This window comes from Streptococcus oralis ATCC 35037 (genome assembly GCF_900637025.1).
In the GTDB taxonomy this organism is placed as follows: domain Bacteria; phylum Bacillota; class Bacilli; order Lactobacillales; family Streptococcaceae; genus Streptococcus; species Streptococcus oralis.
The window spans coordinates 630,823-644,236 of record NZ_LR134336.1; the positions used below are offsets into that span (position 1 = coordinate 630,823).

A 13,414-nucleotide genomic window follows, 5' to 3' on the forward strand; every position below is an offset into this window, starting at 1 on the left:
AGATGTTAGAATTTATCGAATACCCAAAATGTTCAACTTGTAAGAAAGCAAAAAATGAACTAGACCAACTCGGTGTGAACTATAAAGCTGTCCACATCGTAGAAGAAACACCAAGTGAAGACGTGATTTTGGACTGGTTGGAAACTTCCGGTTTTGAAGTGAAACAATTTTTCAATACTAGCGGGATCAAATACCGCGAACTGGGCCTAAAAGATAAGGTCGGAAGTTTGTCAAAACAAGAAGCAGCCAAGCTTCTAGCCAGTGATGGTATGTTATTGAAACGTCCAATTTTGGTGGAGAATGGTGCTGTTAAACAAATTGGCTATAGAAAAACCTATGAGGACTTAGGTTTGAGATAGTTTTTATTTATCTCCTTGATAGGTAAAATATATAGCCTCCCTGTTTTAAAGTGTGATAAACTAGAAGGTAGACAAAGTCTGAGCAGCCCGTAGCAAATAATTTGCTTGCGAGCAGAAGTATGATAGAATGAATCATTATCAGGAGAGGATGTTTTTATGACTGTTACAACATTTTTAGCATCAGATTGGTACCAAAGTTTGATGCAACTCATTCCGGATGGTAAGCTCTTTAGTTTGCGTTCGGTCTTTGATGGAATTCCAAGGATTGTCCAACAACTGCCTACAACCTTGATGTTGACGCTTGGAGGTGCACTCTTTGGTTTGCTACTTGCCCTGATTTTTGCCATTGTAAAGATCAATCGTGTTAAGATTCTATATCCCTTGCAGGCCTTTTTCGTCAGTTTCTTAAAAGGTACCCCAATCCTAGTTCAACTTATGTTGACCTACTACGGAATTCCTTTAGCACTGAAAGCTATCAACCAACAATGGGGAACTGGTCTCAATATCAATGCGATTCCAGCGGCACTTTTTGCGATTGTGGCCTTTGCTTTTAATGAGGCAGCTTATGCAAGTGAAACGATTCGTGCAGCCATCCTTTCTGTTAATCCAGGTGAAATTGAGGCGGCACGCAGTTTGGGTATGACTCGTGTTCAAGTTTACCGTCGCGTGATTATTCCAAATGCAGCGGTGGTAGCGACACCGACTTTGATTAACTCTCTTATCGGTTTGACCAAGGGAACTTCTCTAGCCTTTAGTGCAGGTGTTGTGGAAGTCTTTGCTCAGGCTCAAATTTTGGGTGGAGCCGATTATCGCTATTTTGAGCGTTTCATCTCCGTAGCCCTTGTTTATTGGGTGGTCAATATCGGAATTGAGAGCCTCGGTCGCTTTATCGAGAAGAAAATGGCTATTTCAGCACCGGATACAGTGTCTACAGATGTGAAAGGAGACCTTCGTTAATGATTAAGATTTCGAATTTAAGCAAATCCTTTTCAGGACAGACTGTCTTGGATCATCTGAACTTGGATATCCAAAAAGGTGAGGTAGTGGCTTTGATTGGTTCATCTGGAGCTGGGAAATCAACCTTTCTTCGTAGTTTGAACTACCTTGAAACTCCAGATAGTGGAACGATTCAGATTGACAATTTTAAAGTTGATTTTTCTCAGATTAGCCAAGAAGAAATCCTAACCCTTCGTCGCAAGTTGTCCATGGTTTTCCAACAGTTTAATTTGTTTGAACGCCGAACTGCTCTTGACAATGTCAAGGAAGGTTTGGTTGTCGTTAAAAAATTATCGGACGAGGAAGCAACAAAAATCGCTAAGGAAGAGTTGGCCAAGGTTGGTCTTTCTGACCGTGAAAACCATTATCCTCGCCACTTATCAGGTGGACAGAAGCAACGGGTTGCCCTCGCGCGTGCGCTTGCTATGAAACCAGATGTCTTGCTCTTGGACGAACCAACGTCGGCACTGGACCCAGAGTTGGTCGGTGAAGTAGAAAAGTCTATTGCAGACGCTGCCAAGTCAGGTCAGACCATGATTTTGGTCAGTCACGATATGTCTTTTGTAGCCCAAGTGGCAGACAAGGTTCTATTCCTAGATAAAGGGAAAATCATCGAGTCTGGTACACCGGATGAAATCATCAATCATCCGAAAGAAGAACGAACAAAAGAATTCTTCGCTAGTTACAAACGGACTTATATTTGATATAATAGAAAAAGGGAAACTCAGTTAGTTGGACTAGCTGAGTTTACTCTTTAAAAAAGATAGAAACGAGAGAGATCATGCTACTGCATTTATTTTCTTTATATTTCGAGAGTTTGATCTTAACGACCATCCTTGTCGTGATTTTTCTGGGGATTTGGATTGGATTGAGAGCTATGTCTGGTGTGGACAAGACAGCCAAGGCTCGCCAAGCCCATCTCTATGATATGATTATGATTGGAGTTTTGGTCATTCCGGTGTTATCCTTTGCCGTCATGAGTTTGCTCTTGGTTTTCAAGGCATAATCCTTGCGTGACTAGCAAGAATGAGTTAGAATAAAGATAGTTACAACAAGAAAGAAGGAATCGAAATGTACGATACGATTATTGTCGGTGCTGGACCTGCGGGAATGACTGCTGCCTTATATGCTGCTCGAAGCAATCTGAAAGTGGCTTTGATTGAAGGTGGTCTGCCAGGAGGGCAAATGAATAACACATCTGATATTGAAAACTATCCAGGTTATGCCAATATCAGTGGACCTGAATTGGCTGAAAAGATGTTTGAACCACTTGAAAACCTTGGAGTGGAGCATCTTTATGGCTATGTTGAAAATATTGAAGACCATGGTGACTATAAGAAGGTAATCACTGATGATCAAGTTTACGAAACCCGTACTGTCATTGTAGCAACTGGGTCAAAACACCGTCTTTTGGGTGTTCCTGGAGAAGAAGAACTGAACAGTCGAGGTGTTTCTTACTGTGCAGTCTGTGATGGAGCTTTCTTCCGTGACCAAGACTTGCTCGTAGTCGGTGGTGGAGATTCAGCGGTAGAAGAAGCTCTCTTCTTGACTCGCTTTGCCAAGACTGTTACCATTGTTCACCGTCGTGACCAACTTCGTGCCCAAAAGGTTTTGCAAGACCGTGCTTTTGCAAATGAGAAAGTCAACTTTATCTGGGATTCTGTCGTCAAGGAAATCAAAGGTGAAAATCGAGTAGAATCTGTAATTTTTGAAAATGTAAAAACGGGTCAAGTGACAGAGCAAGCCTTCGGTGGTGTCTTTATCTATGTCGGTTTGGATCCTGTTAGCGATTTTGTTAAAGAATTGAACATTCAAGACCAGGCAGGCTGGATTGTGACAGATAATCACATGAAAACTGCCGTTGACGGTATCTTTGCAGTTGGAGATGTTCGCCAAAAAGATCTTCGCCAAGTGACAACAGCAGTTGGAGATGGAGCCATCGCTGGTCAAGAAGCCTACAAGTTTATCACCGAACATAGTTAAGAAAAAAGTTTCCAATCAAGTGATTGGAAACTTTTTTTATAGTCGGTTTCGGAAAACTTCGTACATGAGAATGGCTGCAGCCACACTTGCATTGAGACTTTGAACATGTCCATTCATGGGAATGGTAATCATCTCATCGACCTGTTTTTTGATGTTACTCGAGATGCCTTTTCCTTCATTTCCGATGATGAGGGCGATTTTCCCTTTTGTATTCCACTTGTGGCAAGGAGTACCGTTCATATCCGTTCCAAAGGTCCAGAAGCCTTCAGCCTTGAGTTTGTCTAGGGTTTGACTGAGGTTGGTAACTCGCGCAATCGGTACATGCTCAATAGCACCTGTGGCCGTTTTGGCAACGACAGGAGTCACTCCGACAGCACGGTGCTTGGGAATGATGACACCTGAAACATTGGTCGCATCAGCAGTCCTTAAGATAGAGCCTAAGTTGTGAGGGTCAGTTAGACCATCCAGAATCAACAGAAGTGGATTTTCTTCTTGGCGTGTTTTTGCAAGGATGTGATCCAGCTCGCTATAGGCAAATTCGGACACTCGTAGAACAAAACCTTGGTGAACAGCGCCTTCGGTCATCTCAGACAGGGATTTTTTTGAAGTCCAAGAAATGGATACCTTCTTTTCTGTAGCCAGTTCCTTGACTTTTTCAACATTCTTACCTCGAAGATCTTCTTGGAGGTAAAGTTTATTTCCAGTGTTTGCAAGGAGGGCTTCTGTAACGGCGTGGACGCCATAGACAATATCATTTGTTTTCATGCCTCTATTATAACACAAAACCCCGTCTTGCAACGGGATTTTCTTTATTCCAGAATCAGTAAACCATCTTTAACAGCAAATGGATCTTTCTCATTGATACGATCGTAAAACATGATTCCGTTTAGATGATCAATTTCATGTTGGACAACGATAGAGTTGTAGCCTTTGAGCTTGATACGGTGTTTTTCTCCGTCCTTGTCAAAGTAGTCAACAGTAACGCGAGCATGGCGGACTACATAGCCAGGTACGTTTCGGTCAACAGACAGGCAACCTTCTCCTTCGCCAAGAGCAGCGTCCTGAACAGAGTGAGAGACAATTTTTGGATTGTACATAACAGCTTGCAAGTCGTAGGCTTCCTGTGGAGTTTCACCTTCTTCCACAATATTTGGGACCAAGACGGCAATAATGCGTTTTGAAATATCGAGTTGGGGAGCAGCCAGCCCAACACCACCGCGGAGCCCCATTTTCTCAGCCATAACAGGATCTTGGGAATGTTTGAGGAATTGCATCATCTTTTCGCCAAGGATGATTTCCTGGTCAGACAGTGGGAAAGTAACTTCCTCAGCAACTGCGCGAAGAGTTGGATTCCCCTCGCGGATAATATCGTTCATATCAATTAAGTGAGCAGCTTTTGTAATACGTTCTATTGCAGACATTTTCTCTCCTTTCATTACCTCTACATGATAACACAAAATAGGCGAGAAAGAAAGTCGCAGAAGTTCCTAAAAAATAATATAATAAACGGTATTCCTCTTTTGTCTGTGGTATAATAAAAGAAAAGACTTGCACCAAAAGGCAAGGGGGAATAAAGATGGAAAAGCGACAAGATAGACGGTCTCAGGGCTCTCTTTATGGAGTGTGGAGAACTAGTGTGGATTTCTTTCGGAATTATAAATCCTGGACCAATGCCCAGTTTATTATTGTGTTATTGCTTGCAGTTGCCTTATCCATGGGGGGGAACTTATTAGTTCGAGCAGTACAAGGTAGTAAGGGAACGAGTCCTAGTAATCAAACTCTTGATTCTGCAAGTACTTCCAGTCAATCCAAGGAAAATCAGTCTGGTGAAACGACGGCACGTATCATGGCAAATGGTGACCTTCTCTACCATATCCCCATCTACCGAACAGCTCTTAAAGAAGATGGAACCTATGATTTCCATGAAAATTTTGAGTATGTAAAACCTTGGCTCAAGCAAGCGGATTTAGTAATTGGTGACTTTGAAGGAACGGTGAACAAGGACCACTATTTGGCAGGTTATCCTCTCTTTAATGCACCAGGGGAAGTCATGGATGCAATCAAGGATGCAGGCTACCAAGTTCTAGACTTGGCTCATAATCACATTTTGGATTCTCAAATTGAGGGAGTGGTTTCAACAGCTCAAGCTATTGAAAAGGCAGGAATGACACCCATCGGAGTCTACACACATGAATCCCGTGACCAAGCCCCTATAGTCATCAAGGAAGTCAATGGTATCAAGGTAGCTCTCCTGGCCTATTCCTACGGTTTTAATGGCATTGAGCAGTATATCTCTCAAGAGGACTATAATCGCTATCTTTCTGATTTGAATGAAGATAAGATGAAGGCAGAAATCGAGCGTGCTGAGAAGGAGGCGGATATTACTGTCATCATGCCTCAGATGGGAATTGAGTACCAGCTAGAACCAACGGAAGAACAGAAAACACTGTACCACAAGATGATTGACTGGGGAGCTGATATTATCTTTGGAGGGCATCCTCACGTCGTTGAACCTGCTGAAACAGTTGAAAAAGATGGTGACAAAAAACTGATCATCTACTCCATGGGAAATTTCCTCTCAAACCAGCGCATTGAAACCATGCAAGATGAGGAAAATGCCAAGTGGACGGAGCGCGGTGTTCTCATGGATGTGACCATTAAGAAAAAAGATGGCAAGACTAGGATTGAAACGGCCAAAGCGCATCCTACTTGGGTCAATCGAACACCCAAAGGGACTTACTCTCCAGAAGGTTATCCGCTCTTCCTCTATCAGACCTATATCCTAGAGGACTTCATCGAGGGAGGCAGTCACCGTGACAAGTTGGACGAGGCGACCAAGGAACGAATTGACACGGCCTATAAAGAAATGAATGAACATGTAGGGTTGAAGTGGTAGGTACTCGCCCTAAAGGAGATATGATGACGATTAAATTAATTGCAACAGACATGGATGGAACCTTGCTAGACCCGAGGGGGCAGCTAGATCTGCCCCGCTTGGAAAGGATTTTAGATCAGCTGGATCAAAGGAATATCCGTTTTGTCATTGCGACCGGGAATGAAGTTCACCGTATGAGGCAATTACTAGAACACTTGGCGAGTAGAGTGATCTTGGTTGTTGCTAACGGTGCTCGGATATTTGAGTATGATACATTACTTCAGGCCCAGACTTGGGATGATGCTATGGTTGACAAGGCTCTCCTTCATTTTAAAGGGAGAGAGTGCCGAGATCAGTTTGTCGTAACAGGTATGAAGGGTGGTTTTGTCAAGAAAGGGACTGTTTTTACAGACCTAGAAAAATTTATGACACCAGAGATGATTGAAAAGTTCTATCAACGAATGAATTTTGTGGAAGACTTGCAAGCTGACCTCTTCGGTGGAGTGTTAAAGATGAGCATGGTTGTTGGTGAAGAACGTTCTAGTTCAGTTTTGCAGGAAATTAATGATTTATTTGATGGTCGTGTAAGAGCTGTTTCTAGCGGTTATGGCTGTATTGATATCCTGCAGGCTGGGGTTCACAAGGCTTGGGGATTGGAAGAATTACTCAAGCGCTGGAATTTGACATCGGAACAGATCATGGCTTTTGGTGATAGCGAAAATGATGTTGAGATGTTGGAGATGGCTGGAATTGCCTATGCTATGGAAAATGCTGATGAAGAGGCCAAGGCAGTTGCAACAGCCCTAGCTCCAGCTAACAGCCAAGGGGGCGTTTATCAGATTCTAGAAAAGTGGTTAGAGAAAGAGGGATAGGGTGGCAGTACAGTTATTAGAGAATTGGCTCTTAAAGGAGCAGGCAAAGATTCAAACCAAGTATCGTGAATTGAATCAAGTATCTGTTCTAGAGCCAGATATCATCTTTATTGGTGATTCGATAGTGGAATATTACCCTCTTCAAGAGTTGTTTGGGGTTGCCAAGACGATTGTTAATCGTGGTATCCGAGGCTACCAGACGAGATTGTTATTAGAGAATTTGGATGCCCATCTTTATGGTGATGCTGTCGATCAAATTGTTCTCCTAATTGGGACAAACGATATCGGAAAAGATATTCCCATGAATGAAGCTTTGGATAATCTTGAAGGTGTGATTCAATCGCTCAACCGAGATTATCCGCTGTCACAAATAAAGCTTGTTTCTATTCTGCCAGTCAATGAAGGAGAAGAATACAAGCAGACAGTATATATTCGTACCAATGAAAAGATCAGAGAATGGAATCAAGCCTATGAGGCTCTGGCCTCCGCCTATATGCAAGTAGATTTTCTACCAATTTATGATAGTTTGACAGATTCAGAAGGACAACTTCAATCAGCCTATACAACGGATGGTCTCCATCTGAGTGTAGCTGGTTATCAAGCCTTATCAGAAGTCTTAAAAGGGTGTCTTTTCTAAAGAAACGGCTTGATTTTGCATTTTTTGTGAAGATAGGTTATAATAGTTCTAACATCCTGGGGTCGTTACGGATTCGACAGGCATTATGAGGCATATTTTGCAACCCGTGTGGCGACGTAAACGCTCAGTTAAATATAACTGCAAAAAATAACACTTCTTACGCTCTAGCTGCCTAAAAAACAGCAGGCGTGACCTGATTTGGATTGCTCGTGTTCAATGACAGGTCTTATGATTAGCGAGATACGATCAAGCCTTGTCTAGTGGTTTGATAAGAGATTAATAGACTCGCAGTTCCTAGGCTTGAGTTATGTGTCGAGGGACTGTTAAAACAATACATAACCTATGGTTGTAGACAAATATGTTGGCAGGTGTTTGGACGTGGGTTCGACTCCCACCGGCTCCATTATGAACAGGTATACAGTAGATTTTTTCCAAATTGTATCCTTCGTTGTATCCTATTTATTCTAGTGTGTTAGTGGAGAATTACTCAAGAGGCTGAAGAGGACGGTTTGCTAAATCGTTAGGTCGGGTAACTGGCGCGGGGGTTCGAATCCCCCATTCTCCGTTAGATAAACCCAGTGTTTTTCTAAACAACTATCCTTGGAGGTAGTCTCCAAGAGTAAATTTTCATAATGAGGTGAAACATGAAAAAGATCAAGTTACTAAGTATCTTAGCACTTTCGACGGTTGTCTTGGGTGCATGTTCTGTATTTTCTAATCAGTCATCTGAGGCTTCTTCTGATAACAAGGAGAAAACGGAACAAGTTGAGAAGAAAGATGAAGCAGCAGAAGTTAAAGAAAAAGTTACAAAAGATGCTGAAATTCTCTTAGACTCAGTTCTCACTAGCGACTCTAGTCGATTTAAGAAGATTTATGGCGAAACCTATGAAAAATGGACTGAGGCCATTTTTGCAGTGCAAACAAGTGAAAAAATCAAAGAAGAAGGGCTTTCACCTGCATCTACCTACTCAGTACAATGGCACAAAGATTTCCCTGTAGAAACTCCAGAAGAAACCATTTCAGGTTTTTTGAAGATGAAACGCAAGTTATTCCAAGATATCGGTTCTTACACTGTTAAAGATGTGAAGGTTGATGAATCAGGCAATACTGCGACTGTTACTTTTAACTCTAAGAAGTTGCATTCTAAAGGGTTGACTTCATCAATTCGAGAAGTTCTAACAATTCTTATTGGTGGTATCGATAACCTAGGTAAGTACAACCAAGCTGGTTCAAATGTCGACATCAAGCGTTACCAAACATTGGTGACATATTGGATTTACGAACACCTCTTCAGAAAAGATTTTGCTACCTACAGTGATGTAGATGCTGAAGCTGCTCTTACACCTCTTACTACTGGAGATTTTGATACAGAAATCAAACTAACCAAGGATAAGGATGGAAACTGGCTCATTTCTCAAGAAGATTATCGTACTTTATCAACTGAGTTAATGGATACTACTGAGGGATATGATAAGATTGATCGTAAGAACTCTACAAAATCTAAGAGCAAATCAACAGACAAGTCTTCTGATAAATCTTCAGATAAATCCACTGATAAATCAACAGACAAATCTTCAGATAAAAAAGATAAAAGCAATATTTAATCCTAAGATTTAAAAGAAAAACAAGTAGTCTTAATAAACTACTTGTTTTTTTATGAATTAGGATACAAAAATGTGGTGTGATAGTTAGAGTAACTCAGCTTTTCATTTCTATATATTGCTCTTAGAACCATAAAAAAACTGCATTGAGGTGCAGTTTTTCTTTATTCTACGGAAGACATGGGATTCGAACCCACGCACGCTGTTACACGCCTACCGCGTTTCCAACACGGCCTCTTAAGCCTCTTGAGTAATCTTCCAATACTTACTCAAATAGTCTACCATAAAGCCACTTATCTTGCAATAAAAATTTTGGAAATAAGAAAAATGATAGAATTTGAAAGAAAATGATAAAAAATGCTTGACTTTGATAGAAATTGTGCTAGAATGAATAGTGTAAACGATAACAGGAGGTGATTTGGTGTTAAAAACTGAGCGAAAGCAACTGATTTTAGAGGAGTTAAATCAACATCATGTAGTTTCCCTAGAAAAATTGGTTAGTCTATTAGAAACATCAGAATCGACAGTACGAAGAGATTTGGACGAATTGGAGGCGGAAAACAAGCTTCGCCGTGTGCATGGTGGAGCAGAATTGCCCCACTCCTTGCAGGAAGAAGAAACCATCCAAGAAAAATCTGTCAAAAACCTTCAAGAGAAGAAGATACTGGCTCAGAAAGCTGCCTCTCTTATCAAGGAACAAGATGTTATCTTTATCGATGCTGGAACGACAACTGCTTTTTTAATCAAGGAATTGGTTAATAAGAATATCACAGTTGTGACCAACTCCATCCATCATGCGGTTCAGTTGGTTGAAAAACAGATTCCAACTGTCATGGTTGGAGGGAGTGTCAAGATGGCAACAGATGCATGTATCGGGGGTGTTGCTCTTAACCAAATTAATCAATTGCACTTTGACCGTGCCTTTATCGGGATGAATGGTGTGGACGATGGTTATTATACGACTCCTGATATGGAGGAGGGAGCCGTTAAACGTGCTATTTTGGAGAATGCCAAACAAACCTATGTTTTGGTTGATTCGTCAAAGATTGGTCAAACTTGCTTTGCCAAGGTAGCACCGCTTAAACGCGCTATTGTCATCACAAGTCAAGGGCATGAGCTCTTGCAGGCTATTAAGAAGAAAACGGAGGTAATAGAAGTATGATTTATACAGTCACACTCAATCCGTCTATTGACTATATCGTGCGCTTGGACCAAGTTCAAGTCGGTAGTGTCAATCGTATGGACAGTGATGATAAGTTTGCTGGAGGGAAAGGAATCAATGTCAGTCGAGTTTTGAAACGCTTGGATATTCCAAATACAGCGACTGGATTTATCGGAGGTTTTACTGGTAAATTTATCACAGATACTTTGGCAGAAGAGGAAATCGAAACGCGTTTTGTCCAAGTAGCAGAAGATACTCGTATCAATGTCAAGATTAAAGCAGACCAAGAAACAGAAATCAATGGGACTGGTCCAAATGTGGAACCGGCTCAGCTAGAAGACTTGAAAGCTATTCTTTCAAGTCTGACAGCAGATGATACGGTTGTGTTTGCGGGTTCGAGTGCTAAGAACCTGGGCAATATTATCTATAAGGATTTGATTGCCTTGACACGTCAGACTGGTGCGCAAGTGGTTTGTGACTTTGAAGGACAGACCTTGATTGATAGTTTAAACTACCAGCCACTTTTGGTTAAACCAAACAATCACGAGCTTGGAGCTATCTTTGGAGTGAAACTCGAAAGTTTAGATGAAATCGAGAACTATGCTCGTCAGTTACTGGCCAAGGGAGCTCAAAACGTCATCATCTCTATGGCTGGGGACGGTGCTCTTCTTGTCACATCTGAGGGAGCTTACTTCGCAAAACCTATCAAGGGAACAGTCAAAAATTCAGTGGGAGCTGGCGACTCTATGGTTGCTGGATTTACAGGTGAATTTGTCAAATCTAAAGATGCAGTAGAAGCCTTCAAATGGGGAGTAGCTTGTGGAACAGCAACTACCTTCTCGGATGACTTGGCAACGGCGGAATTTATTAAAGAAACATATGAAAAAGTTGAGGTAGAAAAACGATGAAAATTCAAGACCTATTGAGAAAAGATGTCATGTTGCTGGATTTGCAGGCAACTGAAAAAACAGCTGTTATCGAAGAGATGATTAAAAGTTTGGTAGATCACGGTTACGTGACGGATTTTGAAACCTTTAAAGAAGGAATCTTAGCGCGTGAAGCTCTCACTTCCACTGGCTTGGGTGACGGAATTGCTATGCCTCACAGCAAGAACTCTGCTGTCAAAGAAGCAACGGTTCTCTTTGCTAAGTCAAACAAGGGTGTTGACTACGAAAGCTTGGATGGGCAACCAACAGACCTCTTCTTCATGATTGCAGCTCCAGAAGGTGCCAATGATACTCACTTGGCAGCCTTGGCAGAATTGTCTCAATACTTGATGAAAGACGGTTTTGCTGACAAACTTCGTCAAGTAACATCAGCTGATCAAGTTATTGAACTTTTTGACCAAGCTTCAGAAAAAGCTGAGGAACCTGTTCAAGCACCTGCTAATGACTCTGGCGACTTTATCGTAGCTGTTACAGCTTGTACGACAGGTATTGCCCACACTTACATGGCTCAAGAAGCCCTTCAAAAAGTGGCTGCTGAATTGGGTGTTGGTATCAAGGTTGAAACCAATGGTGCTAGCGGTGTTGGGAACCAATTGACTGCGGAAGACATCCGCAAGGCTAAAGCTGTTATCATCGCAGCAGACAAGGCTGTTGAGATGGATCGTTTCGATGGGAAACCATTGATCAATCGCCCGGTTGCAGACGGTATCCGTAAGACAGAAGAATTGATCAATTTGGCTCTTTCAGGAGATGCTGAAGTTTATCGTGCTGCTAATGGAGCAAAAGCTGCAACAGCATCTAATGAAAAACAAAGCCTTGGTGGTGCCTTCTACAAACACTTGATGAGTGGTGTATCTCAAATGTTGCCATTCGTTATCGGTGGTGGTATCATGATTGCCCTCGCCTTCTTAATCGACGGAGCTTTTGGTGTGCCGCAAGATAGTCTTGGCAATCTCGGATCCTACCATGAGCTCGCTTCCATGTTCATGAAAATCGGTGGGGCTGCCTTTGGCTTGATGCTTCCAGTCTTTGCAGGATATGTAGCCTACTCTATCGCTGAAAAACCAGGTTTGGTAGCTGGTTTCGTTGCTGGTGCTATTGCCAAAGAAGGTTTTGCCTTTGGTAAAATTCCTTATGCCGCAGGTGGTGAAGCAACTTCAACTCTTGCAGGTGTCTCATCTGGTTTCCTAGGTGCCCTTGTTGGTGGATTTATCGCAGGTGCCTTGGTTCTTGCTATCAAGAAATACGTTAAAGTTCCTCGTTCACTTGAAGGTGCTAAATCTATCCTTATCCTACCGCTTTTCGGAACAATCTTGACAGGATTTGTTATGTTGGCTGTCAATATTCCAATGGCAGCAATCAACACTGCTATGAATGACTTCCTAGGTGGTCTTGGAGGAGGTTCAGCTGTCCTTCTTGGTATCGTTCTTGGAGGCATGATGGCTGTTGATATGGGTGGGCCAGTTAATAAAGCGGCTTATGTCTTTGGTACTGGTACGCTTGCAGCGACTGTTTCTTCAGGTGGTTCTGTAGCAATGGCAGCAGTTATGGCTGGCGGAATGGTGCCACCACTTGCCATCTTTGTCGCAACCCTTCTTTTCAAAGATAAATTTACCAAAGAAGAACGCAACTCTGGTTTGACAAACATCATCATGGGCTTGTCATTTATCACTGAGGGAGCGATTCCATTTGGTGCCGCTGACCCAGCTCGTGCGATTCCAAGCTTCATCCTTGGTTCAGCAGTAGCGGGCGGACTCGTTGGTCTTGCAGGTATTAAACTCATGGCGCCCCACGGAGGAATCTTCGTCATCGCTCTTACTTCAAATGCCCTTCTCTACCTTGCCTTTGTCTTGGTTGGCGCAATTGTAAGTGGTGTGGTTTATGGCTACCTACGCAAACCACAAGCATAAAAAGTATTAGAATAGAAAGATTGTTACCATTTGGTGCAATCTTTTTCTCTATTCGAAATGGCTGTGAAATAT

Annotated in this window: 14 protein-coding genes, 2 tRNA genes and 1 other RNA gene; 14 read left to right on the plus strand and 3 right to left on the minus strand. The window is 42.2% G+C overall.

Annotated elements, in window-relative coordinates; all coding sequences use genetic code 11:
* Positions 1–2 precede the first annotated feature (2 nt).
* From EL140_RS03135 to trxB, 5 genes are all read left to right on the plus strand, one after another.
* On the plus strand, positions 3–359 hold the full coding sequence (locus tag EL140_RS03135; RefSeq protein ID WP_000889080.1) for an arsenate reductase family protein: 357 nt from the start codon (positions 3–5) through the stop codon (positions 357–359).
* A gap of 156 nt (positions 360–515) precedes the next feature.
* Positions 516–1,316 (plus strand): amino acid ABC transporter permease, encoded by an 801-nt coding sequence (locus EL140_RS03140; RefSeq protein WP_000219167.1) that lies wholly within the window; start codon positions 516–518, stop codon positions 1,314–1,316.
* Positions 1,316–2,059, plus strand: coding sequence for an amino acid ABC transporter ATP-binding protein (locus EL140_RS03145; protein WP_000590992.1), 744 nt, complete (start codon positions 1,316–1,318; stop codon positions 2,057–2,059). Before EL140_RS03140 ends, EL140_RS03145 begins: the two co-directional genes overlap by 1 nt.
* A gap of 77 nt (positions 2,060–2,136) precedes the next feature.
* Positions 2,137–2,361, plus strand: a complete 225-nt coding sequence (locus EL140_RS03150) for a DUF4059 family protein (protein ID WP_000924293.1) — start codon at positions 2,137–2,139, stop codon at positions 2,359–2,361.
* 65 nt (positions 2,362–2,426) lie between these two features.
* Positions 2,427–3,338, plus strand: a complete 912-nt coding sequence (trxB, locus tag EL140_RS03155) for a thioredoxin-disulfide reductase (RefSeq protein ID WP_000272341.1) — start codon at positions 2,427–2,429, stop codon at positions 3,336–3,338.
* Between the two features lie 36 nt (positions 3,339–3,374).
* On the opposite strand, the gene rlmB is transcribed toward trxB, so the two are convergent.
* Both rlmB and def read right to left on the minus strand, forming a co-directional pair.
* Positions 3,375–4,103 (minus strand): 23S rRNA (guanosine(2251)-2'-O)-methyltransferase RlmB, encoded by a 729-nt coding sequence (rlmB, locus tag EL140_RS03160; protein ID WP_000855740.1) that lies wholly within the window; start codon positions 4,101–4,103, stop codon positions 3,375–3,377.
* A 44-nt stretch (positions 4,104–4,147) separates the two neighbouring features.
* Entirely contained in the window at positions 4,148–4,759 is a 612-nt protein-coding gene (gene def, locus EL140_RS03165; RefSeq protein WP_001272959.1) for a peptide deformylase, read from the minus strand.
* Between the two features lie 155 nt (positions 4,760–4,914).
* On the opposite strand from def, the gene EL140_RS03170 reads away from it, so the two are divergent.
* The 6 genes from EL140_RS03170 to EL140_RS03195 all read left to right on the plus strand — a co-directional run bounded on the left by EL140_RS03170 (position 4,915) and on the right by EL140_RS03195 (position 9,326).
* Positions 4,915–6,234 carry a CapA family protein gene (locus EL140_RS03170; RefSeq protein WP_000415548.1) on the plus strand — a complete coding sequence of 440 codons (1,320 nt, stop codon included), beginning with the start codon at positions 4,915–4,917 and terminating at the stop codon, positions 6,232–6,234.
* A gap of 23 nt (positions 6,235–6,257) precedes the next feature.
* On the plus strand, positions 6,258–7,085 hold the full coding sequence (locus EL140_RS03175) for a Cof-type HAD-IIB family hydrolase (protein WP_000152920.1): 828 nt from the start codon (positions 6,258–6,260) through the stop codon (positions 7,083–7,085).
* Between the two features lies 1 nt (position 7,086).
* A complete protein-coding gene (locus EL140_RS03180) occupies positions 7,087–7,722 on the plus strand; it encodes an SGNH/GDSL hydrolase family protein (protein ID WP_000290626.1) in 636 nt (211 codons plus the stop codon).
* A 58-nt stretch (positions 7,723–7,780) separates the two neighbouring features.
* Positions 7,781–8,128: a transfer-messenger RNA gene (ssrA, locus tag EL140_RS03185) on the plus strand.
* Between the two features lie 71 nt (positions 8,129–8,199).
* Positions 8,200–8,287, plus strand: a tRNA-Ser gene (locus EL140_RS03190).
* 79 nt (positions 8,288–8,366) lie between these two features.
* Positions 8,367–9,326, plus strand: a complete 960-nt coding sequence (locus tag EL140_RS03195; RefSeq protein ID WP_000721419.1) for a hypothetical protein — start codon at positions 8,367–8,369, stop codon at positions 9,324–9,326.
* A 169-nt stretch (positions 9,327–9,495) separates the two neighbouring features.
* Here the strand turns inward: EL140_RS03195 and EL140_RS03200 are convergent.
* Positions 9,496–9,583: transfer RNA gene (locus EL140_RS03200), tRNA-Ser, on the minus strand.
* A gap of 161 nt (positions 9,584–9,744) precedes the next feature.
* Between EL140_RS03200 and EL140_RS03205 the strand changes: the two genes are divergently transcribed.
* From EL140_RS03205 to EL140_RS03215, 3 genes are read left to right on the plus strand one after another with little or no spacing between them, the layout of a single operon-like run.
* Positions 9,745–10,485, plus strand: coding sequence for a DeoR/GlpR family DNA-binding transcription regulator (locus EL140_RS03205; RefSeq protein ID WP_000920635.1), 741 nt, complete (start codon positions 9,745–9,747; stop codon positions 10,483–10,485).
* Positions 10,482–11,393 (plus strand): 1-phosphofructokinase, encoded by a 912-nt coding sequence (gene pfkB / locus EL140_RS03210; RefSeq protein WP_000640799.1) that lies wholly within the window; start codon positions 10,482–10,484, stop codon positions 11,391–11,393. The genes EL140_RS03205 and pfkB overlap by 4 nt, the downstream gene beginning before the upstream one ends.
* Complete coding sequence (locus tag EL140_RS03215) at positions 11,390–13,342, plus strand: PTS fructose transporter subunit IIABC (RefSeq protein ID WP_000701468.1); 1,953 nt, start codon at positions 11,390–11,392, stop codon at positions 13,340–13,342. Before pfkB ends, EL140_RS03215 begins: the two co-directional genes overlap by 4 nt.
* The last annotated feature ends 72 nt before the right edge of the window (positions 13,343–13,414 follow it).